22 protein-coding genes are annotated in these 20186 nt (G+C 68.0%); 16 read left to right on the top strand and 6 right to left on the bottom strand.

Going from position 1 to position 20186, the window contains the following annotated elements:
- Nucleotides 1-7: 7 nt before the first annotated feature.
- Nucleotides 8-1477 carry a DegQ family serine endoprotease gene (locus tag KIT25_11875; protein UYN97584.1) on the top strand — a complete coding sequence of 490 codons (1470 nt, stop codon included), beginning with the start codon at nucleotides 8-10 and terminating at the stop codon, nucleotides 1475-1477.
- Between the two features lie 270 nt (nucleotides 1478-1747).
- Here KIT25_11875 and KIT25_11880 read toward each other — a convergent pair whose 3' ends face one another.
- On the bottom strand, nucleotides 1748-2857 hold the full coding sequence (locus KIT25_11880) for an LLM class flavin-dependent oxidoreductase (GenBank protein UYN97585.1): 1110 nt from the start codon (nucleotides 2855-2857) through the stop codon (nucleotides 1748-1750).
- Nucleotides 2858-2971: 114 nt separating this feature from the next.
- The gene (locus KIT25_11885; protein UYN97586.1) at nucleotides 2972-3979 is read right to left on the bottom strand and encodes an LLM class flavin-dependent oxidoreductase; all 1008 of its coding nucleotides are present in this window, start codon (nucleotides 3977-3979) and stop codon (nucleotides 2972-2974) included.
- A 40-nt stretch (nucleotides 3980-4019) separates the two neighbouring features.
- Between KIT25_11885 and KIT25_11890 the strand changes: the two genes are divergently transcribed.
- The gene (locus KIT25_11890; GenBank protein ID UYN97905.1) at nucleotides 4020-4319 is read left to right on the top strand and encodes a nucleotidyltransferase family protein; all 300 of its coding nucleotides are present in this window, start codon (nucleotides 4020-4022) and stop codon (nucleotides 4317-4319) included.
- Nucleotides 4320-4376: 57 nt separating this feature from the next.
- Nucleotides 4377-4670, top strand: coding sequence for a DUF86 domain-containing protein (locus tag KIT25_11895; protein ID UYN97587.1), 294 nt, complete (start codon nucleotides 4377-4379; stop codon nucleotides 4668-4670).
- Here the strand turns inward: KIT25_11895 and KIT25_11900 are convergent.
- Entirely contained in the window at nucleotides 4667-5203 is a 537-nt protein-coding gene (locus KIT25_11900) for a CoA-binding protein (GenBank protein UYN97588.1), read from the bottom strand. The genes KIT25_11895 and KIT25_11900 overlap by 4 nt on opposite strands.
- On the opposite strand from KIT25_11900, the gene KIT25_11905 reads away from it, so the two are divergent.
- Nucleotides 5202-6365: an NADH:flavin oxidoreductase/NADH oxidase gene (locus KIT25_11905; GenBank protein UYN97589.1), complete on the top strand. Its 1164-nt coding sequence runs from the start codon at nucleotides 5202-5204 to the stop codon at nucleotides 6363-6365. The two genes, KIT25_11900 and KIT25_11905, sit on opposite strands and share 2 nt — an antisense overlap.
- Here KIT25_11905 and KIT25_11910 read toward each other — a convergent pair.
- On the bottom strand, nucleotides 6362-7678 hold the full coding sequence (locus KIT25_11910; GenBank protein UYN97590.1) for an NtaA/DmoA family FMN-dependent monooxygenase: 1317 nt from the start codon (nucleotides 7676-7678) through the stop codon (nucleotides 6362-6364). The two genes, KIT25_11905 and KIT25_11910, sit on opposite strands and share 4 nt — an antisense overlap.
- A gap of 158 nt (nucleotides 7679-7836) precedes the next feature.
- On the opposite strand from KIT25_11910, the gene KIT25_11915 reads away from it, so the two are divergent.
- The 5 genes from KIT25_11915 (at nucleotide 7837) to KIT25_11935 (ending at nucleotide 10481) form a co-directional block, all read left to right on the top strand.
- Nucleotides 7837-8595, top strand: coding sequence for a class II aldolase/adducin family protein (locus tag KIT25_11915; GenBank protein UYN97591.1), 759 nt, complete (start codon nucleotides 7837-7839; stop codon nucleotides 8593-8595).
- A gap of 151 nt (nucleotides 8596-8746) precedes the next feature.
- Nucleotides 8747-9220, top strand: coding sequence for a PaaI family thioesterase (locus KIT25_11920; protein ID UYN97592.1), 474 nt, complete (start codon nucleotides 8747-8749; stop codon nucleotides 9218-9220).
- Between the two features lie 163 nt (nucleotides 9221-9383).
- Entirely contained in the window at nucleotides 9384-9740 is a 357-nt protein-coding gene (locus KIT25_11925) for a hypothetical protein (GenBank protein ID UYN97593.1), read from the top strand.
- Nucleotides 9741-9744: 4 nt separating this feature from the next.
- Nucleotides 9745-10203: a helix-turn-helix domain-containing protein gene (locus KIT25_11930; GenBank protein UYN97594.1), complete on the top strand. Its 459-nt coding sequence runs from the start codon at nucleotides 9745-9747 to the stop codon at nucleotides 10201-10203.
- A 5-nt stretch (nucleotides 10204-10208) separates the two neighbouring features.
- Complete coding sequence (locus KIT25_11935; GenBank protein UYN97595.1) at nucleotides 10209-10481, top strand: hypothetical protein; 273 nt, start codon at nucleotides 10209-10211, stop codon at nucleotides 10479-10481.
- Nucleotides 10482-10516: 35 nt separating this feature from the next.
- Here the strand turns inward: KIT25_11935 and KIT25_11940 are convergent, their stop codons facing one another.
- A complete protein-coding gene (locus KIT25_11940) occupies nucleotides 10517-11314 on the bottom strand; it encodes an enoyl-CoA hydratase (protein ID UYN97596.1) in 798 nt (265 codons plus the stop codon).
- A 33-nt stretch (nucleotides 11315-11347) separates the two neighbouring features.
- Here KIT25_11940 and KIT25_11945 point away from each other — a divergent pair, with 33 nt between their 5' ends.
- The 5 genes from KIT25_11945 (at nucleotide 11348) to KIT25_11965 (ending at nucleotide 15065) form a co-directional block, all read left to right on the top strand.
- Nucleotides 11348-11764, top strand: coding sequence for a PaaI family thioesterase (locus KIT25_11945; GenBank protein ID UYN97597.1), 417 nt, complete (start codon nucleotides 11348-11350; stop codon nucleotides 11762-11764).
- A gap of 219 nt (nucleotides 11765-11983) precedes the next feature.
- Nucleotides 11984-12463 carry a 50S ribosomal protein L13 gene (gene rplM, locus KIT25_11950; protein ID UYN97598.1) on the top strand — a complete coding sequence of 160 codons (480 nt, stop codon included), beginning with the start codon at nucleotides 11984-11986 and terminating at the stop codon, nucleotides 12461-12463.
- 1 nt (nucleotide 12464) lies between these two features.
- Nucleotides 12465-12947, top strand: a complete 483-nt coding sequence (gene rpsI / locus KIT25_11955) for a 30S ribosomal protein S9 (GenBank protein UYN97599.1) — start codon at nucleotides 12465-12467, stop codon at nucleotides 12945-12947.
- Between the two features lie 11 nt (nucleotides 12948-12958).
- Nucleotides 12959-13498, top strand: a complete 540-nt coding sequence (locus KIT25_11960; protein UYN97600.1) for a gamma carbonic anhydrase family protein — start codon at nucleotides 12959-12961, stop codon at nucleotides 13496-13498.
- Between the two features lie 10 nt (nucleotides 13499-13508).
- On the top strand, nucleotides 13509-15065 hold the full coding sequence (locus tag KIT25_11965; protein UYN97906.1) for a GMC family oxidoreductase N-terminal domain-containing protein: 1557 nt from the start codon (nucleotides 13509-13511) through the stop codon (nucleotides 15063-15065).
- 42 nt (nucleotides 15066-15107) lie between these two features.
- Here the strand turns inward: KIT25_11965 and phaC are convergent, their stop codons facing one another.
- The gene (gene phaC / locus KIT25_11970; protein ID UYN97601.1) at nucleotides 15108-16934 is read right to left on the bottom strand and encodes a class I poly(R)-hydroxyalkanoic acid synthase; all 1827 of its coding nucleotides are present in this window, start codon (nucleotides 16932-16934) and stop codon (nucleotides 15108-15110) included.
- 201 nt (nucleotides 16935-17135) lie between these two features.
- Here phaC and KIT25_11975 point away from each other — a divergent pair, with 201 nt between their 5' ends.
- Both KIT25_11975 and KIT25_11980 read left to right on the top strand, forming a co-directional pair.
- Nucleotides 17136-18890, top strand: a complete 1755-nt coding sequence (locus tag KIT25_11975) for an OmpA family protein (GenBank protein UYN97602.1) — start codon at nucleotides 17136-17138, stop codon at nucleotides 18888-18890.
- A 19-nt stretch (nucleotides 18891-18909) separates the two neighbouring features.
- Nucleotides 18910-20166 (top strand): LL-diaminopimelate aminotransferase, encoded by a 1257-nt coding sequence (locus tag KIT25_11980; protein ID UYN97603.1) that lies wholly within the window; start codon nucleotides 18910-18912, stop codon nucleotides 20164-20166.
- Nucleotides 20167-20186: the final 20 nt, after the last annotated feature.

Here is a 20186-nt window from a genome sequence, read left to right on the forward strand (position 1 = left end):
CCGAGACATGACCAAGTTCAAATCCAAGTTGTTCGCTGCCCTGGCCCTGACCACCGCGCTGACAGCCCCCGTGCTGATCGCGCCGGCGTTCAGCGCGCCGCCGGCCCGCGCCGCCGACACCGTCGTGCGCGACTTCTCCGACCTCGCCGCCAAGGTCTCGCCGGCCGTGGTGAACGTGTCGGTCACCTTCAAGCCGGGCGCCGGCGAGGGCAACCACCTGCAGATGTCGGACGACTCGCAGTCGTTCGAGGAGTTCATGCGCCGCTTCGCCGAGCGCTTCGGCCAGGGCCGCCGCGACATGCGCCCGGCACCGAAGGGCCAGGCGGTCGGCAGCGGCTTCATCATCGATCCGTCGGGCGTGATCGTCACCAACAACCACGTCGCCGGCAAGGCCGACAAGATCGTCGTCACCCTGTCCGACGGCCGCAAGTTCGACGCCAGGCTGCTCGGCAGCGACGAGAAGACCGACCTCGCCGTGCTCAAGATCGACAGCGACAAGCCGCTGCCGTTCGTGCCGTGGGGCGACGCCGCCAAGGTGCGCGTCGGCCAGGCGGTGATGGCGGTCGGCAACCCGTTCGGGCTGGGCGGCACGGTCACCACCGGCATCGTCTCGGCGCGCGGCCGCGACATCCAGTCGGGCCCGTTCGACGACTACATCCAGACCGACGCGGCCATCAACCGCGGCAACTCGGGCGGCCCGCTGTTCGACCTCGACGGCAAGGTGATCGGCATCAACACCGCCATCTTCTCGCCGACCGGCGGCAACATCGGCCTCGGCTTCGCCATCCCCTCGAGCCTGGCCGAGCCGGTCGTCGCCCAGCTCAAGGAGCACGGCAGGGTCGAGCGCGGCTTGCTCGGCGTGCAGATCCAGCCGCTGACCGACGAGATCGCCGCCAGCCTGTCGCTCGGCTCGACCAAGGGCGCGATGGTCGCCGCGGTCGAACCGGACGGCGCCGCCGCCAAGGCCGGCATCAAGTCGGGCGACGTGATCAAGGGCGTCGACGCCAAGGAGATCGCCGACGTGCGCGACCTCACCCGCACCATCGGCATGGCGCAGCCCGGCTCGACGGTGAAGGTCAAGCTGGTGCGCGACGGCAAGGAGATGACCGTCCAGGCCAAGCTCGGCGACGCCGGGCCGAAGCAGGCCAAGGCGGGCGAGAAGACGGAGATCAAGCCCGACGGCAAGGCCTTCGGCTTCTCGCTGGCGCCGCTCACGCCCGAGGCGCGCCAGCAGCTCCGCCTCGGCGACAAGGTCGACGGCGCGCTGGTCGTCGCCGTCGCGCCGGGCAGCCCGGCCGACGAGCAGGGCCTGCGCCCCGGCGACGTCATCCAGCAGGTCGGCCGCGACGCGGTCGACAGCCCGCAGGCCGCCGCCGGCAAGCTCGCCGAGGCGCGCAAGGGCGACAAGCCGGTGCTGATGAAAATCTATCGCGAGGGAATGTCCAGGTTCGTCGCTGTCTCTCCCCGGGCGGCTTAACCTGTCCCTCACGGCGAAGCCGGCGGTGGCCCCACCATCGCCGGCTTTTGCCTGTCCGCGCGGCGCCCATCCCAAGATCTTGTCCGCCGTGAATTGAAAAACGGCAATCAATTCAGGTCCACCCCGCATGTTGTGGGCCGGCGGGCGTGCGGGCGGGCAGGCGCGTCCGGCCGATGTCCATCCAGGCGTGGACAGCTCCGATGCCGATGCCATCGGCGGTTCGTCGTCCAGGTGTCTGCGCCGTCCGCCGTTTCCGCCGCGCCGCGCGCCTCACCGGAACGGGATCGCCACGTCGCTCAGGGTCTCGCCGCCGACCCAGCGCACGCCCTTCACCAGGCCGCCCAGGGCGGCGCGGTCGCGCGAGCCGTAGCGCGATTCGAGCGCCGGCATGACCTCGCGCGCGAACAGGCGCACCGAGCGCGCCGCCTCGTCGTAGGAAAGATCGCCGTAGGCGAAGCGGCAGAGGCTGTAGTTGATGCCCATCGCGTGGTCGTCGGCGCGCAGGCGCTCGCGCACCGTGGCCGGCGAACCGGCGACGACGTAGCCCAGCCCCGCCGCCTCGTCGAAATCGGCCGGGAAGATCTGGCGCGGCAGGTCGAGCCCGTGCGCCTTCCACAGATGGACCAGCGAGCCGTACCAGACATGGAAGGCACGGCGGGCGATGGCAACGGCGTCGCGATCGTCGTCGCCGACCACGACGTTGCGCGTCGCGCCGACGAACGGCATCTCCTCGGGATCGCGGCCGAGCCGCGCCCAGGCGGCGCGGTAGCGCGCGGTGAAGTCGGCCACTTCGCCGACCGGCAGGCTGAGCGCGATGTTGCAGCCCTGCCGCGCGAGCTGCGGCACGCTCTCGATCGAGCGCGTCGCCACCCACAGCGGCGGGCGCGGGCGCTGCAATGGCTGGAGCTGCAGCGGCACGTTCTTGAACAGGAAGAACTTGCCGCGATGGTCGAGGCGGCGCGCGCCGAGACCCTTCAGCAGGATGTCGAGCGTCTCGCCGAAGCGGTCGGGGCCGGTCTTCGGATCGACGCCGAAGAAGCTCGCCTCGTAGGGCGAGGCGCCACGCCCGACGCCGACCTCGAGCCGGCCGCCGCTCAGCAGGTCGAGCATGCAGATCTCCTCGATCAGCCGCACCGGATGGTAGAGGCCGAGCGGATAGACCATCGGCCCGAAGCGCAGCCGCGTGGTGCGCTGGGCCAGCGCGGCGAGGAACAGGCCGGGCGAGGGTGCCATGCCGAGCGGCGTGCCGTGATGCTCGGCGACGTGATAGGCGTAGAAGCCGGCCTCTTCGTAGAGTTCGGCCAGGCGCAGCCGATCCTCGTACTGGCGCTCGGCCGGCGCGCCGGACCGATCCATGTGGTCGAAGACGGCGATTTTCATCAAATCGTTATATTTCAGTCGGTTGTGTGACTATCTTACACACAATCCGAAGGAATGTCGCGCGCCAAGCACGCACATCTGGCGGCCGTGCCGGGTGCCCGTGCAGGGGCGGCGTCAGGCGAGCGCCGGCATGACCTCGCGCGCCATCAGCTCGACCGAGCGCGCCGATTCCTCGAACGAGAGATCGCCGAAGGCGAGGCGGCAGATGCAGTAGTTGATGCCGGCGATGTCGTTGTCGCGCTTCAGCCGGTCGCGCACCGTCGCGGCCGAGCCGGCGACGATGTAGCCCTGATCGAGCGCATCCTCGAACGCCGCGGGGATGAGCTGGCGCGGCAGGCCGACGCCGTGCGCGCGCCAGAGATGGATCAGCGCGTCGTACCACAGGGCGAAGGCACGCCTGGCCGCCGACTGCGCCTCGCGGTCGCTGTCGCCGACCACGACGTGGCGGCTGAGGCCGATGAGGGGCAGCGCGTCGTCGGACCGGCCGAGCGCCCGCCAGGCGGCGCGGTAGCGCGCGGCGAAGGCGCCGACGCCCTTCGCGTCCATGCCGACCACGACGTTGAGGCCTTCCCCGGCGAGTCGGTCGGCGCTCTCCAGGGAGTTGGCGCCGTACCACAGCGGCGGACGCGGGCGCTGCACCGGCCGCAGTTCCATCGGCACGTCGTCGAAGGTGAAGTACGTGCCGCGGTAGGTCAGGCGCTCGTCGACCAGGCCGCGCAGCACGACCTCGAGCGCCTCGCGGAAGCGTTCCGGTCCGGTCGCCGGATCGACGCCGTAGTAGCCGACCTCGTAGGGCGAGATGCCGCGGCCGACGCCGAGCTCGAGCCGGCCGCCGCTCATCTGGTCGAGCATGCAGATCTCGTCGATCAGGCGCAGCGGGTGATAGAGGTTGAGCGTGTAGACCAGCGGCCCGAAGCGCAGCGTCGTCGTGCGCTGGGCGACGGCGGCGAGGAAGACGCTGGGCGAGGGCGCCATGCCGAGCGGCGTCGCATGGTGCTCGGCGACGTGATAGGCGTGGAAGCCCGCGCGCTCGTAGAGCCCGCAGAGCCGCAGCCGCTCCTCGAACTGCCGCCCGAGATCGGGCCCGGCGCGGTCCATGTGATCGAAGACGCCGAACTTCATCCGTGGTGCCATGGTGTGGATTGACGTGGTATCTTCCATTATGGCGACAAAGTTGCCCGATCCGGAAGCGGTGGCCGTGTTTTGCAGGCGCTGGCAAATCAAGGAGCTTTCGCTGTTCGGCTCCATGGCCCGCGGCGAAGCCGGCCCGGCAAGCGATGCCGATGTGCTGGTGGCCTTTCAGCCGGGCGAGCATTGGGACTTGTGGGATATGGTCGACATGCGCGAGGAGCTTGCAGGGTTGTTCGGTCGCCCCGTCGATGTCGTCGTCGACGGCGCGGTCAAGAACCCGGTGCGACGCCAAGCGATCTTGCGCGACAAACGACCGCTCTATGTCGGGTGATGAATCGGCAGGTCGAGATCTGGCGCTGCTGATCGATATGCTCGATGCGGCTCGTGAGTGCTCTCAGTACACCAGTGTCACGGACTACGAGGCATTCGTCGGCGACAGAATGCGGGTGCGCGCCGTCGAACGTACATTGGAGATCATCGGCGAAGCCGCCCGAGGCCTGTCCGAAGAATTTCGTTCGCGCTTTCCCGATACGCCGGGCGCCTGATCATCGGCCAGAGGAACTTCCTCGCGCATGGCTACAACGCCGTGGACGAGAGGCGGCTGTGGGACGTCGGCAGAAACCGGCTACCCGCGCTCGTCTCCGATTTGGAAACGATGATTGCCAAATTGCGCCAGAGTTAAAGTGCGCGTTTTCTGCTCGAGATCACGCCGCTGGCGATGCCGTGCCATTCGATGGTGCCGGCAAGCCGCGAATGCTCGATCTTGGGGCAGCGGTTCATAACGACCTTCAGTCCCGACGCCTCGGCGCGCCTGGCCGCGTCGTCGTTGCGCACCCCGAGCTGCATCCACACTACCCTGGCGCCGTGCCGGATCGCCTCGTCGGTGATCGCGCCGGCCGCCTCGGCGTTGCGGAAGATGTCGACCATGTCGGCCTTGACCGGCAGCTCGTCGAGCGAGGCGTAGACCTTCTGACCGAGGATCTCCTGGCCGGCCGCCGCCGGGTTCACCGGGATGACCCTGTAGCCGCGGTCGAGCAGGTACTTCGCTGCGAAATAGGACGGCCGATTCCAGTTGGCCGACAGGCCGACCATGGCGATGGTCTTGGTGTCGCGCAGGATCCTGCGCAAGTATGCGTCGTCGTAGCGGTCGTGATTGACGGCGGACATATTCACGGCGGACATATTCACGGCGGGCATGGGGAGGGGACTATACATGGCGAAGCCGCTGCTGTTCGAACCGATTTCGATCCGGGACGTGACGCTGAAGAACCGGGTCGTGGTGGCGCCGATGCACCAGTATTCGGCGGACAAGGGCTTCGCCACCGACTGGCACCTGATGAACGCCGGCCGCTATGCAGCCGGCGGCGCCGGACTGGTGATCATGGAATCGACCAAGGTCGAGCGCCGCGGCTGCGGCACGGTCGGCGATCTCGGCATCTGGGACGACGCCTTCATCCCCGGCCTGCAACGCTGCGTCGAGTTCATCCGCCGGCACAATGCCGTGCCCGGCATCCAGCTCGGCCATTCCGGCCGCAAGGCGCGCCGCTTCCGGCCGTGGGAAGGCGGCGCGCCGTTGAAGAACTCCCCTGATGTCTGGGATTGGGAGGGCTGGGAACTCGTCTCGTCGAGTGCGATCAATTCGCCGGAGAGCGATCCCGCGCCGCGCGCGCTCACGCGGGCCGAGATCCCCGAAGTGATCGAGCGCTGGGGGCAGGGGGCGCGGCGCGCCCATGAGGCGGGCTTCGATGTGCTCGACCTCCACATGGCGCATGGCTACCTGATCCACCAGTTCCTCTCGCCGTTCTCCAACGTGCGCAACGACGAATACGGCGGCAGCGAGCTCAACCGCATGCGCTTCGCCATAGAGGTGGTGGAGAGCGTGCGCGCGCACTGGCCGGCTTCCAAGCCGCTGTTCGTGCGGCTCTCGGTCGAGGACGATTCGGGCTGGGGCCCGGACCAGAGCGTGGCGCTGGCGAGGATCCTCAAGCCCAAGGGTGTCGACGTGATCGACTGCAGCTCGGGCGGCATGCGCGGCTCGCCGGTGGTGAGCGCCGGGCCGGTGACCTACGGCTACCAAGTGCCCTATGCCGAGCGCCTGAAGAAGGACGCCGACATCCTCAGCATGGCGGTCGGGCTGATCGTGCATGCCGACCAGGCCGAGCGCATCCTGCGGGAGGGGCGGGCCGACCTGATCGCGCTCGCCCGCGAGCTGCTCTACAACCCGAACTGGCCGATGGACGCGGCGCAGAAGCTCGGGGTCGACGCGCAGTTCGGCTCGGTGCCGCCGGCGCAGGCCTATTGGCTCGCCAAGCGGGCGCAGTCGGTGAAGAGCGTCGTGCCCTCGACCTACATGAAGGGCCTCGGCGCCGGCGACTAGAAGGCCAGCAGGTTGTCGCGGAAGTGGGCGTGCTCGTAGGCCTTGCGTACGAGGCCTCGGTCCTGCAGCGCCGGCACCAGCCCGTCCTCGATCTCGGCCAAGGTGCGGCGATGGACGTTGGGCATCGAGAAGAGATAGCCGTCGCCGCCGACCTCCTGCATGACCTCGCCCATGCGCGCGGCGACCGCGTCGCACGTCCCGACCAGCTCGATGGAGAGGTCGACGGCGTTGTAGCTCGCCATGGTCTCGCGGATCGAACGCCCGGCGGCGACCTTGCGGAACTGCTCGAGGTTCTGCTGGTGGCCGTTGGTGGTGACGTCGTCGGGCAGCGGCTTGTCGAGATCGAAGCGGCCGAAGTCGATGTTGGTCACCTTGCCGAAATGCGCCAGCCGTTCGTCGATCTTCACCATCGACAGCGCCTGGCGCGCCTTGCGCCGCTCCAGCGCCTCCTCCGTGGTCTCGCCGAGGATGGGATTGATGAGGAAGAGGATCTTGCAGTCGGCGGGCTTGCGGCCCTGCGCGACCATGTAGCGGTGCACGTCGTCGCGATAGGCCTTCATCGCCTCGATGCCCTTGGCGTGCACGACGATGGTGTCGGCGTGGGTGGCGGCGAACCTGCGGCCGCGCGGCGAGCCGCCGGCCTGCGCGATCACCGGCTGGCCTTGCGGCGCCGGGCCGGAATTGAGCGGCCCGCGCGTGCGGAAATACCGGCCGTCGTGGTTGACCGCATGGACCTTCGAGGGATCGACGAGGATGCCGCCCCGACGGTCGGCGACGATGGCGCCGGGTTCCCACGATCCCCACAGGCCGCGGCACACCTCCATGTATTCGTCAGCCATCTCGTAGCGCAGGTCGTGCTCGGGCATGCCTTGCATGCCGAAGTTCATCGCCGCGATGTCGGAACTGCCGGTCACGGCGTTCCAGCCGATGCGCCCGCCCGAAACCTGGTCGAGCGTCGCCACCAGGCGCGCCAGCAGATAGGGATGATAGGCGTAGGTGCCGAAGGTCGGCACGATGCCGATGCGCGACGTCACCTGCGTCATCAGCGCGGCGACCACCGAGGGATCCTGGCGCGGCACCGACAGGCCCTTCTTCAGGTAGATCTCGGTCGAGCCGCCGAAGCTCTCGCCGACATAGGAAGAGTCCTCGAGCAGCACGTAGTCGAAGCAGGCGCGCTCGAGCGACCGCGCGAGATCGAGGAACAGCTCGGGCCGCATCCAGCCCGTGCCGATGTGTCCGGTCCACGCCTCGCCCCAGGCCTGCGCGCTCGAGCCCTGGAGGAACCATGCGAGATGAAACGGTCGGCCAGTCACGAGCCACTCCTCCACCGGGACGACGCCTGAACGCAACCGCGATGCCGCCCACGATCGCATAGCGGGCTTGCGCGCCGGGCGCAGCCTGCGGTCGCACCCCGGCACGGCTTCGCCTAGACTAACATGGTTTCGAGGCGGCTCGGGCGAAGGAGCAGGCGATGGACACGATGATGCAGGATCGGGCGAACATGACCGAGGCGGAGTGGCAGGCGCGCTGCGACCTCGCCGCGCTCTATCGCATCTCCGACATGTACGGCTGGACCGACACCATCAACACGCACCTGTCGGTGCGCATTCCGGGCGAGCCGAAGTGCTTCCTGATCAACAACTACGGCGACCTGTTCGGCGAGATCACGGCGTCGAGCCTGGTGAAGATGGACACCGACGGCAACGTCCACAGCAAGGGTGGCGCCTTCAACGCGGCAGGCTTCACCATCCACTCGGGCGTCTACAAGGCGCGGCCCGACGCCAACTGCGTGATGCACACCCACACCCGCGCCGGCACCGGCATCTCGGTGCTGAAGCGCGGGCTCAGGCCAATCACCCAGGATGCGCTCGCCGTCTACGACGAGCTCGCCTACCACGAATACGGCATGCCGGCCTCGCAGGAGGAATGCGACGCGCTCGGCGTGACTTGCCAGCAGGGCGAATCGGTCATCCTGCGCAACCACGGCCTGCTCACCGTCGGCGCCACCATCCCCGGGGCACTCCGGCGCATGTACATGCTGGAGCGCGCCTGTGAGGTCGAGATCATCGCCCGCAGCCTCGGCGAGGAGCCGGTGCCGATCGAGCCCGAGGTGATCGAGAGCTACGGCCAGCGCGCCAAGGCGCAGCGCGCCTCGCCGGAGTTCGGCATGGCCGACTGGCGCGCGGCGCTCCGCCAGATCGAGGGCAGGGGCACCGACTGGCGGCAGTAATCTTTCTTGTCGTCCTGAGCGAAGCGAAGGACCTGACGCCGCAGCAGAGTCGTTGGTTGTTCTGTTAGGTCCTTCGGCTTCGCCTCGGGACGACAGTGTTGATGTCCGAATCCCGCGAGCCTTGCCGGACGCGGCTCGCTAGGGAAAAGGGATGACCACTAACAAGACCTACGGAACCGTCCCGGCGGAGCGGCGCCGGCAGATGAGCGGGCTCGAGTTCGTGCGCGGGCTGGTGAACGGCACGCTGCCGCTCAACACCATTGCCAGGACCCTGGGCTACGACATCGTCGAGGCCGACAAAGGGCGCGTGGTGATAACGGCGCAGCCGAATGCCGATCTCCTCAATCCCTCAGGCACGGTGCATGGCGGCCTGTCGGCGACGCTGCTCGACAGCTGCATGGGGCTCGCCGTCCTGACGACGCTGGACAAGGGGCTCGCCCAGACCACGCTCGAGTTCAAGATCTCCTTCATGCGTCCGGTCACGCCCGAGACCGGGACGATCAGGGCGGAGGGCATCGTCTTGAACAGCGGACGACGCGTCGGCACCGCCGAGGGTCGCCTTACGGACGGTCAGGGCCGCCTGCTCGCCCATGCCACGACGACGTGTTTGGTCTTCGAGGCCTGACCGGGGAGTGGCTCAGGATGGTCGCCGATGACCGGCAATCGGTAGATTTGTTGGGTAGCGGAAGCTTTAGATATCGACTACTGAAAGTAGTATAATTTTTGTTTCGGCGTAAGTGATCCGGGTTGATTTCTGAATCAACCTGCTTATGTTAAGGCGATCTTTCTTGCCCCAAGTCCGATGCACCTCTGAAGCAGTCGAAGCGATCAAAGCCCTTTCTCCCCGGGCGTATGCGGAGATTACCTTGGGGTTGGATGGAGTCCGAAGCTACGGCTTGAAGGGCGAGCGGCATTTTGCGGTTCTCGACCATCGATGGGATGTCTACCTGCTCGAAGCTGACTTTCCCGATCTGGCGGCCATCCTCGTCGTGGATCCGGCCAACGCCAATGTGATTGTGGTGGCAGATGTCGGCGCATATTCGACCGCTTCGGAGGAGACGAAGAAATTTGCGGCGATGAAGGCAGCCGCTGCCGTGTTGTCCAAGGCTCCAACGGATATCCACATCGTTCGAGGCCGGGAGTAGTGTCATGACCAAGGCGAAGAAGTTGACCGGTCAGCCGAAATTTACCTCCCTCGAAGAAGTGGAAGGTGAAGTACTGGCGACGCGGCCGGATGTTCGGAAAATTTGGGACGAAACGGCGTCGCGGCGATCACTCAGCATGAAACTGGTCGGCCTGCGCAGAAGTGCAGGTTTGGCCCAGAGCGACATTGCTGCCCGCACCGGCTGGGACAAGGCGTTCGTTTCCAGGCTCGAGAGTGCGCGCGGCGGCTTTCCGGACATCGCTACCGTCAATCGCTACGCAGAAGTATGTGGGGCAACCGTGGGATTCGTGTTTGCCTCACCGATCGATGCGACTCACGTGCGCATCGTGGACGCCGTTGCCCTGGACTTCAAAGGAGGCGGAGCCCATCCGGATCCGTTCGAAGGGCTCAAAGACACGCAACTCGCCCTGAACGAAGCCTACGAGCGCGACGGGAGCGCCTGACGGGCATGGACGTGGCAGCGAACGCATTGGGCTTCCTCGGAGTCGTGCTCCTCGCATTTCCGGCTTTCTATGCTGCGAGGTATGGCGTTCTGGTCGCCAAGCTGGCGAAGATCGCCCCTTTCGATCCGCTGTTGCGTGACAAGCACAAGGAAGCCATCGAGGGACTGAGGAACGCCCAGTCGGAATGGGGACCCGGTCTGAGCTGGTGCCTGAGAATCGGAACAGTGTTGGCTGGCGGCTCGTATTTCCTCCAGCTCGTGAAACCGATTTTCTCCTGATCTCCGATGAAGGGCAGATCGCCGAGCCGGCGTGGTCACCGCCCCGTCCATTCCGGCCCGGGCTTCTTGCCGACGAAGGCGTCGATACCGGCTCGCGCGTCCTCGGTCTGCAGTGCGTCCGCCATGAAGTCGGTGGCGAAGCCGTAGGCGCGCGCCACGTCCATTTCCATGTGCCTGTGGAACATCGCCTTGCCCGCCGCGATCTGGCCGGGCGGCTGGCTGGCGATGCGGTTGGCGAGATCGAGCGTCTCGCGATCGAGGTCGGCCGGCGCGACCACGCGGCTCACGAGGCCGTCGCGCAGCGCCGTCGCGGCATCGACGAACTGGCCGGTGAGCAGCATGTCGAGCGCACGCTTGGGGCCGACGGTGCGGCCGACCGCCACCGACGGCGTGCCGCAGAACAGGCCGTTGACGATGCCCGAGGTGGCGAAGGTCGCCGCGCTCGACGCGACGGCGAGGTCGCAGGCGGCGACGAGCTGGCAGCCGGCGGCCGTCGCCACCGCCTGGACCTTGGCGATCACCGGCTGCGGCAGGTTGCGGATCGCGAGCATCATCGCCGAGCAGCGCCGCACCAGATCGTGCGCGGCGTCGCGGCCGGCGAGTGCGGCGACCTCGCGCAGGTCGTGTCCCGTCGAGAAGGCGCGATCGCCCGCCGCCTCGACCACCACGCAGCGTACGCCGCGGTCCTTGGCGAGCTTGTCGAATTCCGCCTGCAGCGCGTCTATAAGCTCGCCCGAGAGGGCATTCATGGCGCGTGGACGGTTGAGGGTCAGGATGGCGACCCGACCCTCGTCGCGTCGCAGCAGGACCGGTTCGTTGGGAGCGGCTGACATGACGCCAGTGTACGGGATGAGGGGAGGGGCGTCATGCCGGCGATGACTGTCGATGCACTGCACAGGTTCCTCAAGGAGGCGTTCCCGCAGGCGCCGCAGGGCATCTCGATCGAGCATCTCACCGACACGACGATCCGGGTGCGCCAGAAGACGGCGGAGCGGCATTTGCGTCCGGGCGGCACGATCTCCGGGCCGACCCTGATGGCGATGGTCGATTGCGGCTTCTATCTGCTGCTGCTCGGGCGGCTCGGTCCGGTCGCGCTGGCGGTGACGACCAACCTCAACATCAACTTCATGCGCAAGCCCGAGCCCGCCGATCTGCTGGGCGAGGGCCGGCTGATGAAGCTCGGCAAGACGCTGGCGGTCGGCGACTTCACGATCTGGAGCGAAGGCAAGGTCGACCCCGTGGCGCACGCCACCGTCACCTATGCGATTCCGCCACGGTCCTAGGTCGTGCTGAGCGGAGCGAAGGACCTGGCAGGGTGGTCAACGGAGGTGGGGTCAGCGTGGGACCCTTCGCTTCGCTCAGGATGACAAGTGGGAGCAGGGCAATAAGATGAGGTATTATAATACCTCACATCTAACACGCTATAATATAGACATCTTTTCTCATGATTTGACATTCCACGGCGGCATCCCCATAAGCGCCCGCTCACGGAAGAAAGACCCATGCAGACCCTCACCAACCAGACCCGCAGCGCCAAGGCTGCCGACGTGCAGAAGAAGTGGGTGCTGATCGACGCCGACGGGCTGGTGCTCGGCCGGCTGGCCACGATCATCGCCATGCGCCTGCGCGGCAAGCACAAGCCGACCTTCACCCCGCACGTCGATTGCGGCGACAACATCGTCGTCATCAATGCCGAGAAGGTGCGCCTGACCGGCCGCAAGGCCGAGCGCGAAGTCTTCTATTGGCACACCGGCCATCCTGGCGGCATCAAGGGCGAGACCCTCGGCAAGCGCCTGGAAGGCCGCTTTCCCGAGCGCGTCATCGTCAAGGCCGTCGAGCGCATGATCACCCGCGGTCCGCTCGGCCGCGCGCAGATGAAGAACCTGCGCGTCTACAAGGGCCCGAACCACGAGCACGAGGCGCAGCAGCCCGAGAAGCTCGACGTCGCCGCGATGAACCGCAAGAATTCGAGGATCGGCTGATATGGCTACCGAACTTTCGTCCTTTGCCGAACTGAAGAAGGCGCCGATTGCCGGCGTCGAGGCGCCCGCTCCGGTGCGCGAGAAGGAAGTCGACGGGCAGGGCCGCGCCTACGCCACGGGCCGGCGCAAGAACGCCGTCGCCCGCGTGTGGGTCAAGCTCGGCACCGGCAAGATCACGGTGAACGGCCGCGACCAGAAGGTCTATTTCGCGCGCCCGACCCAGCAGATGGTGATCCAGCAGCCGTTCGACGTCAGCCAGCGCAACGGCCAGTTCGACGTGATCGCCACGGTGTCCGGCGGCGGCCTGTCGGGCCAGGCCGGCGCGGTGCGCCACGGCATCGCCCAGGCGCTCTCCAAGTTCGAGCCGGCGCTGCGCAGCGCCCTGAAGTCGAGCGGCTTCCTGACGCGCGACAGCCGCGTGGTCGAGCGCAAGAAGTACGGTCGCGCCGGCGCCCGCCGCCGCTTCCAGTTCTCCAAGCGTTAAGCCGAGAGGCGATGGCCGGCCTGATCGTTCCCTTCAACGGCATTTTGCCGAAGGTCGACGGGTCGGCATTCATCGCCGCCAATGCCACCCTGGTCGGCGACGTCACGATCGGCGCGAGGTGCGGCATCTGGTTCGGCGCGGTGCTGCGCGCCGACGGCCCGCCGATCCGGATCGGCGACGGCTCCAACATCCAGGACGGCACGGTGATCCACATCGCCGCGCGCGGTGTCGGCACGACGGTCGGCTGCAACGTCACGGTCGGCCACATGGCGCTGCTGCACGCCTGCGAAGTGCAGGACGACGCCTTCATCGGCATGCACTCGACCGTGCTCGACGAGGCGGTGGTCGAGACCGGGGCGATGGTCGCGGCCGGCGCCGTGGTGACGCCGCGCAAGATCGTGCGCAAGGGCGAGCTGTGGGCCGGCAATCCCGCGGTCAAGATGCGCGACATCGAGGAGCGGGACATCGAGCGCTTCCGGCGTTCGGCCGCCAACTACGTCGCGCTCGCCCAGACCTATCTCGCCCAGCAACGGCCCAGGGCGGCGGAGTAGGGCGGGCGTGATCGCCCGCGAATACGACTACATCGTCGTCGGCGCCGGATCGGCCGGCGCCGTGCTGGCGGCGCGCTTGAGCGAGGATCCGGCCGTGCGCGTGCTGCTGCTCGAGGCGGGCCGCGACTTCCGTTCGGCCGAGACGCCCGAGCACATTCGCATCCCCAATCCGATGCGGGCGATCGCCGACGACGGCTATCGCTGGCCGACCCTGATGGCGCGCCGCACCGAGCGGCAGGAGCCGAAGCTCCTTTGGCGCGGCCGGGCTGTTGGCGGCAGCTCGACCATCAATGGGCAGATCGCCATCCGCGGCGTGCCCGACGATTTCGAGCGCTGGCGGGAGATGGGCTGCGCCGGCTGGGGCTGGCCCGAGGTGCTGCCCTACTTCAACAGGCTCGAGACGGACGTCAATTTCGGCGACGCGCCGTACCACGGCAATTCCGGCCCGATCCCGGTTTACCGTGCGCCGGTTCACGATTGGGGTGCGGTCGATCGGGCGCTCAAGGACGCGGCCATCGGTCTCGGCTACGGCTGGTGCGAGGATCACAACGCGCCGGCCGGCACCGGCGCCTCGCCCTACGCCATCAACAGCCGCGCCGGCGTGCGCGTCTCGACCAACGACGGCTATCTCGAGCCGGCGCGCGGCAGGGCCAACCTGCGGATCGTCGGCAACGCACTTGTGTCGACGCTTCAGTTCGAGGGCAACCGGCCGCATGCCAGCGGCGTGCGGGTGAGCGTCGACGGCCAGGTCTTCACGCCGCGCGCCACCCGCGAGGTGCTGTTGTGCGCCGGCGCCATCCATTCGCCGGCCGTGCTCCAGCGTTCGGGCATCGGGCCCGCCGCGCTGCTGAAGTCGCTCGGCATCGCCGTGATCGCCGACCTGCCGACGGGCGAGAACCTGCTCGATCATCCGGCGATGACGCTCTACCTGCATCTTGGGGACGGGGCGCGCGTCGGCACCATGATGCACCGGCACACCAATTGCTGCCTGCGCTACTCGTCCGGCCTCGGCGGTGCCGGCGAGAACGACATGATCGTCATTGCCGGCAACCTCGTGTCGCTGGGCGGCGGCGACACGTCGAAGGGCCGGCTGGTCGTCTCGGTCTACCAGGCGTTCAGCCAGGGCAGGGTGGCGATCACGACCGCCGACCCGGCGATCGATCCACGGATCGACGAGCGCATGCTGTCGGACGAACGCGACCTCGTGCGCATGCGCGACGGCGTGCGCCGCCTGCGCGCGCTGGGACGGCACGACGCCGTTCGCGCCATCACGACGCGGGTCGACTACGGCATGACGGGCCGATCGATCGAGGAGGAGATGAGTCCGGCGGAGATCGACGACTGGATGTTCGCCGAGTGCTCCGACGCCCAGCACGCCAGCGGGACCTGCCGCATGGGACCGCGCGACGCGGCGACGTCCGTCGTCGATCCCGAGTGCCGCGTGATCGGCGTGTCGGGGCTGCGCGTGATCGACGCCTCGGTCATGCCCGAGGTGGTGCGCGCCAACACGCATCTCACGACGGTGATGATCGCCGAGAGGATGGCCGACCGGCTGAGGCGCGGCTGACGGTTCGATGCGGCAGCGCGCGACCCAAGCCCTGGCTTTGGCTCAGTCGATCAGCCGCACCTTGACGTACGATCCCGGCGCGTCCTCGATCGCCGGCAGGCCGCCGGTGCCCGGCACGCGTGCCGGCACCTTCGTTCCCGACTTCTCCGACAGCCACGCGTCCCAGTCGTTCCACCACGAGCCGGGGAACTCCCTGGCCGCGGCCTGCCATTCGGCGAGCGTCGGCGGGTTCTTCGCGGTTTCATTCAGCCAATGCTGGTATTTCTTCGCGTGCGGCGGATTGACGACGCCGGCGATGTGGCCGGAGCCCGCCAGCATGAAGCGGACCGGCCCCGAGAAGAGCTGCGTTGCCTTGTAGACCGACCTGGCCGGCGCGATGTGATCCTCCTTGCCGGCCTGCAGGTAGACGGGGATCGACACCTTGCGCAGATCGATCGGCACGTTGTCGATCACGAGGCCACCCGGCTGCACCAGCAGGTTCTTCTGGTACATGTTGCGCAGGTAGTAGCTGTGCATGGCCGCCGGCAGGCGCGTGGCGTCGGCGTTCCAGAACAGCAGGTCGAAGGGGAAGGGATCCTTGCCCATCAGGTAGTTGTTGACCACGAACGACCAGATCAGGTCGTTGGCGCGCAGCATGTTGAAGGTCGTCGCCATCTCGGTGCCGTCGAGATAGCCCTTCTTCTCCATCACCTGCTCGATGCCGGCGAGCTGATCCTCGTCGATGAAGACGCCGAGCTCGCCGGGTTCGGTGAAGTCGACCTGGGCGGTGAAGAACGTGCAGGCGGCGATGCGGTCGTCCTGTCGCGCCGCCATGTAGGCCAGCGTCGTCGCCATCAAGGTGCCGCCGATGCAGTAGCCGATGGCGGACACGCGCCGCTCGCCGGTCGCCTTCTCGATGGCATCGAGGGCGGCGAGCGGGCCGCGCTTCATGTACTCCTCGAAGCCGAGCTGGGTCAGCTTCTCGTCCGGGTTGACCCACGAGATGACGAACACGGTGTAGCCGCGCTCGGTCGCCCACTTGATGAAGGAGTTCTCGGGCTTGAGATCGAGGATGTAGAACTTGTTGATCCAGGGTGGCACGATCAGCAGCGGCATCTGCCAGACTTCTTCCGTGCGCGGCGCGTACTGGATGAGCTGCATCAGCTCGTTCTGGTAGACCACCTTGCCGGGCGAGGTCGCGACGTTCCCGCCGACCTTGAATGCGTTCATGTCGGTCTGGCGGATCGCCAGCCGGCCCTTGCCGCGCTCGAGGTCGGTCAGCAGGTTCTGCAGGCCCTTGACGAGGTTCTCGCCCTTGCTCTCCATCGTCGCCTTGACGACCTGGGGGTTGGTCAGCGCGAAATTGCTGGGCGACATCGCGTCCATGAACTGGCGGGTGTAGAAGTCGACCTTCTGCGCGGTCTTGTCGTCGACGCCTTCGACGTCCTTGACGGTATGCTGCAGCCAGCGTGCCGTCAGCAGATAGGACTGCTTGAGGTAGTCGAAGACCACCTCGTCCTTCCACGCCGGATCGTTGAAGCGCTTGTCGCCCTTGGCGGGTTCGGCGACGGGCTCGACCTTCTGGCCCATCATGCGTTGCGCCGTGACCTGCCAGAGCTGCATGTACTGCGTCCACAACTCCATCTGCGCCTGCAGGAGCTTGTTGGGGTCGGCCAGCATCCTGGCCGTGAAGTCCATGAAGGTCTGGGTGAGCTTGAGTGGATCGGCGGGTTGCGTGCCGTCGGCCTGGTAGCGCTCGGCGAAGTCCTTCAGCAGCTTCTGGCTGCGCTCGGCGATATCCTGAAAGGCGGCCTGCATTTTCTCCTGCTCGGCCGGCGTGAGGCCGGGGAGGGTGCCTGGCGTGGACCGTGGGGACGACGTCTCGGACATGCGTTTCCCTTTACGAATCATTGGCTTTGCCGCGTTTCTTGCGGTATTTTCAGCGGCCCGGTAATGAACCGTCGGGCATTTTCCCGGATCGCCTAGCCTTCCCCCTTAGGTAGGCTGCGACAACCCGGGGGTCAATTTTCCTCTCGGGCTTCGCTAGACACGAGGAGCGGGATGCGAGGGCACAAGGGCATGATTGGTAGGATGCGTTTGTCTGGCCTGCTTGCGGGCGTGTCGGCGGCCGCCCTGCTGGCGGGCTGCGATCGCGACAGCCCGGCCAACAGCGCGAAAGTTCGGCCCGGTGCCGAGCGCCAGGTGGCGGCGAGCGGCGCCTTGCCGTCGGCGAGTTCGGGACGGCAGTACGATACCGCAGTGGCTCCGGTCGACGAGACGAGGCGTCAGGGAGCGCAGATCGGCTCGGTCGTCGCCGCGCGCGGCGGACAGCAGGGCCAAAAGGAAGAGGCCGCCAAGCTGGCCGCCGAGCGCGACCGCGAGGCGCGGGAAGCGCGTCAGGCACGCGACCAGGCCGAGCGCGAGGCCCGCGAACGCGAGCAGCAGCAGGAAAAGGAGGCCGCCGAACGCCGCACCGCGCAACCGCCGGCGCAGGCCGCGGTGGAGCCCCCTGCCGCCGTGACGACCGCGGCGGTGCCGCCGCCGCCGTCGGCTCCTCCGGTCGCCGAGGCGGCGTCCGTTGCTGCGCCTCCTGCCGCAACCGTGACGACGGCGGCAACGCCGCCGCCGCCCCCCGCAGAGACGACGGCACCGGTTGTCGCGGCAGCTCCGCCTAGGCCGGCCGATCCGAACAAGGCGTTCGAACCGCCACCGGGCTGGACGCCGCCAGGCCGCAGCGAGGCGATCAATCCGGTCGTTGCCGCTCCGCCGTCGCCAGCCACCGAAACGGCGACCGCTTCCGCCGTGGCGACACCGCCGCCCCCTCCGCCGTCGGCGCCTGAACCCCGGATGGCTGCGGCACCACCACCACCACCACCACCGCCCGAGCCGGCGCCGCGCCGCGTCGATCCGAACAAGGCGTTCGAACCGCCGCCGGGCTGGACGCCGCCCGACCGCAGTGAAGCGGTCAATCCCGTGGTCGCTGCCCCGCCGCCGCCTCCGCCACCTGCCGCGACAGCTCCGTCGACGACCGCCGTGACGGCCGCTGCCGTCCCGCCGCCTCCGCCGGCACCCGAACCGCGCATGGCGGCCGCACCGCCGCCGCCACCTCCGCCGCCTCCGCCACGGCGTGCCGACCCCAACAAGGCTTTCGAGCCCCCTCCGGGCTGGACTCCGCCCGCTGCGAGCGCGCCGTCGGCACCGCCGCCGCCGACCGTCCAGACGGCGGCTGTCGCACCCCCTCCGCCGCCTCCACCTCCGCCGCCCGTGGCCGTCCAGACCGCACCGGTTCCGGCACCGCCGCCACCCACGGTCGCCGCGCCGCCGCCACCTCCGCCACCGCCGCCTTCACAGCCCGTTGTCCAAGCCACGCCGTCTACGACTCCTGCCGCCGAACCGCCCCCGGTCCCCGCCCCGGCAACGAAAGCCGACATTGCCAAGGCGATCTCGGGCGAGGTGCCGTTCAGCGCCATCAAGTCGCCGCCCTTCAGCGGGCAGGTGCAGGTCGCCGTGATCCAGTTCGGCCGCTCGTCGTCGGGACTGGGCGGCAACGACGAGGCGGTTCTGTCGAGGGTCGCCAAGATCCAGAAGCAAAACGGCGGCACGATTCGCATCGTGGCGCATGCCTCGCAGGACGTGACGGCCGCGTCGTCCGGCGCGCTGGAGCGCGGCAACTACGAGGTGTCGCGCCGGCGCGCGCTCGCCATCGCCAATTCGTTGATGCGGATGGGGGTGCCGCGCGGCGCGATCGTCGCCGAGGCCGCGTCCGACGACGAGCCGGTCTACGCCACCAACACCGCGCGAGGCGTGGCCGCCAACCGCCGCGCGGAGATCTACCTCGACCTCTAGGCGCGCCAAGGACAAGACAATGGACGATTCCGAATTCCATCGGCTGAAGCGCCTGCCTCCCTACGTGTTCGCCGAGGTCAACGCCATGAAGGCGCGGGCGCGCGCCGCGGGCCAGGACGTCATCGATCTCGGCATGGGCAACCCCGACCTGCCGACCGCGCCGCACATCGTCGCCAAGCTCGCCGAGGCCGCCGGCAATCCGCGCGCCCACGGCTACTCCGCCTCGCGCGGCATTCCCGGCCTGCGACGGGCACAGGCGGCGTACTACGCACGTCGCTTCGACGTCGAGCTCGATCCCGAGAGCGAGATCATCGTCACGCTCGGCTCGAAGGAGGGGCTGGCCAATCTCGCCCAGGCGATCACCTCGCCGGGCGACATCGTGCTGGTCCCCAACCCCAGCTACCCGATCCATCCCTACGGCTTCATCATCGCCGGCGGCTCGGTGCGCCACATTCCGGTGCCGGGCAGCACCTCGCTCGACCAGTTCCTGCCCGCACTCGAACGGGCAGTGCGCCACACCGTGCCCAAGCCGCTCGCGCTGGTGCTGAACTATCCGTCCAACCCGACGGCGCAGGTCGTCGATCTCGACTTCTACCGAGCGATTGTCGATTTCTGCAAGCGCGAGAAGATCTGGATCCTGTCGGACCTCGCCTATGCCGAGATCTATTTCGACGGCCACCCGCCGCCGTCGGTGCTGCAGGTGCCGGGCGCGCGCGACATCGCCATCGAGTTCACCTCGATGAGCAAGACCTATTCGATGGCGGGCTGGCGCATCGGCTTCGCCGCCGGCAACCGGACGCTCATCCAGGCGCTGACCCGCATCAAGTCCTATCTCGACTACGGCGCCTTCACGCCCATCCAGGTGGCGGCGACGGCGGCGCTCAACGGCCCGCAGGACTGCATCGTCGATGCACGCAACACCTACCGCGAGCGCCGCGACATCCTGATCGAGGGTATGCGCACGGCGGGATGGGACATCCCGGCGCCGTCGGCCAGCATGTTTGCCTGGGCGCCGATCCCCAAGGCATTCGCCGAGCTGGGCTCGCTCGCCTTCTCCAAGCTGCTGCTCACCCAGGCCAATGTCGCGGTGTCGCCGGGCCTGGGCTTCGGCGAGCATGGCGACGCCCACGTCCGCATCGCCATGGTCGAGAACAAGCACCGCATCCGCCAGGCCATCCGCAACGTCCGCCAGGTGATGGCCGATCCGTCGCGTGCCATAGACCTCTATCTGCGCGGCGTTGGGGACAATATCACGCCATTGAAGGCTCGCGCCTGAGCGTATCCTGTCGTATCAGG

Source organism: Enhydrobacter sp. (genome assembly GCA_025808875.1).
Classification (GTDB): Bacteria; Pseudomonadota; Alphaproteobacteria; order Reyranellales; family Reyranellaceae; genus Reyranella.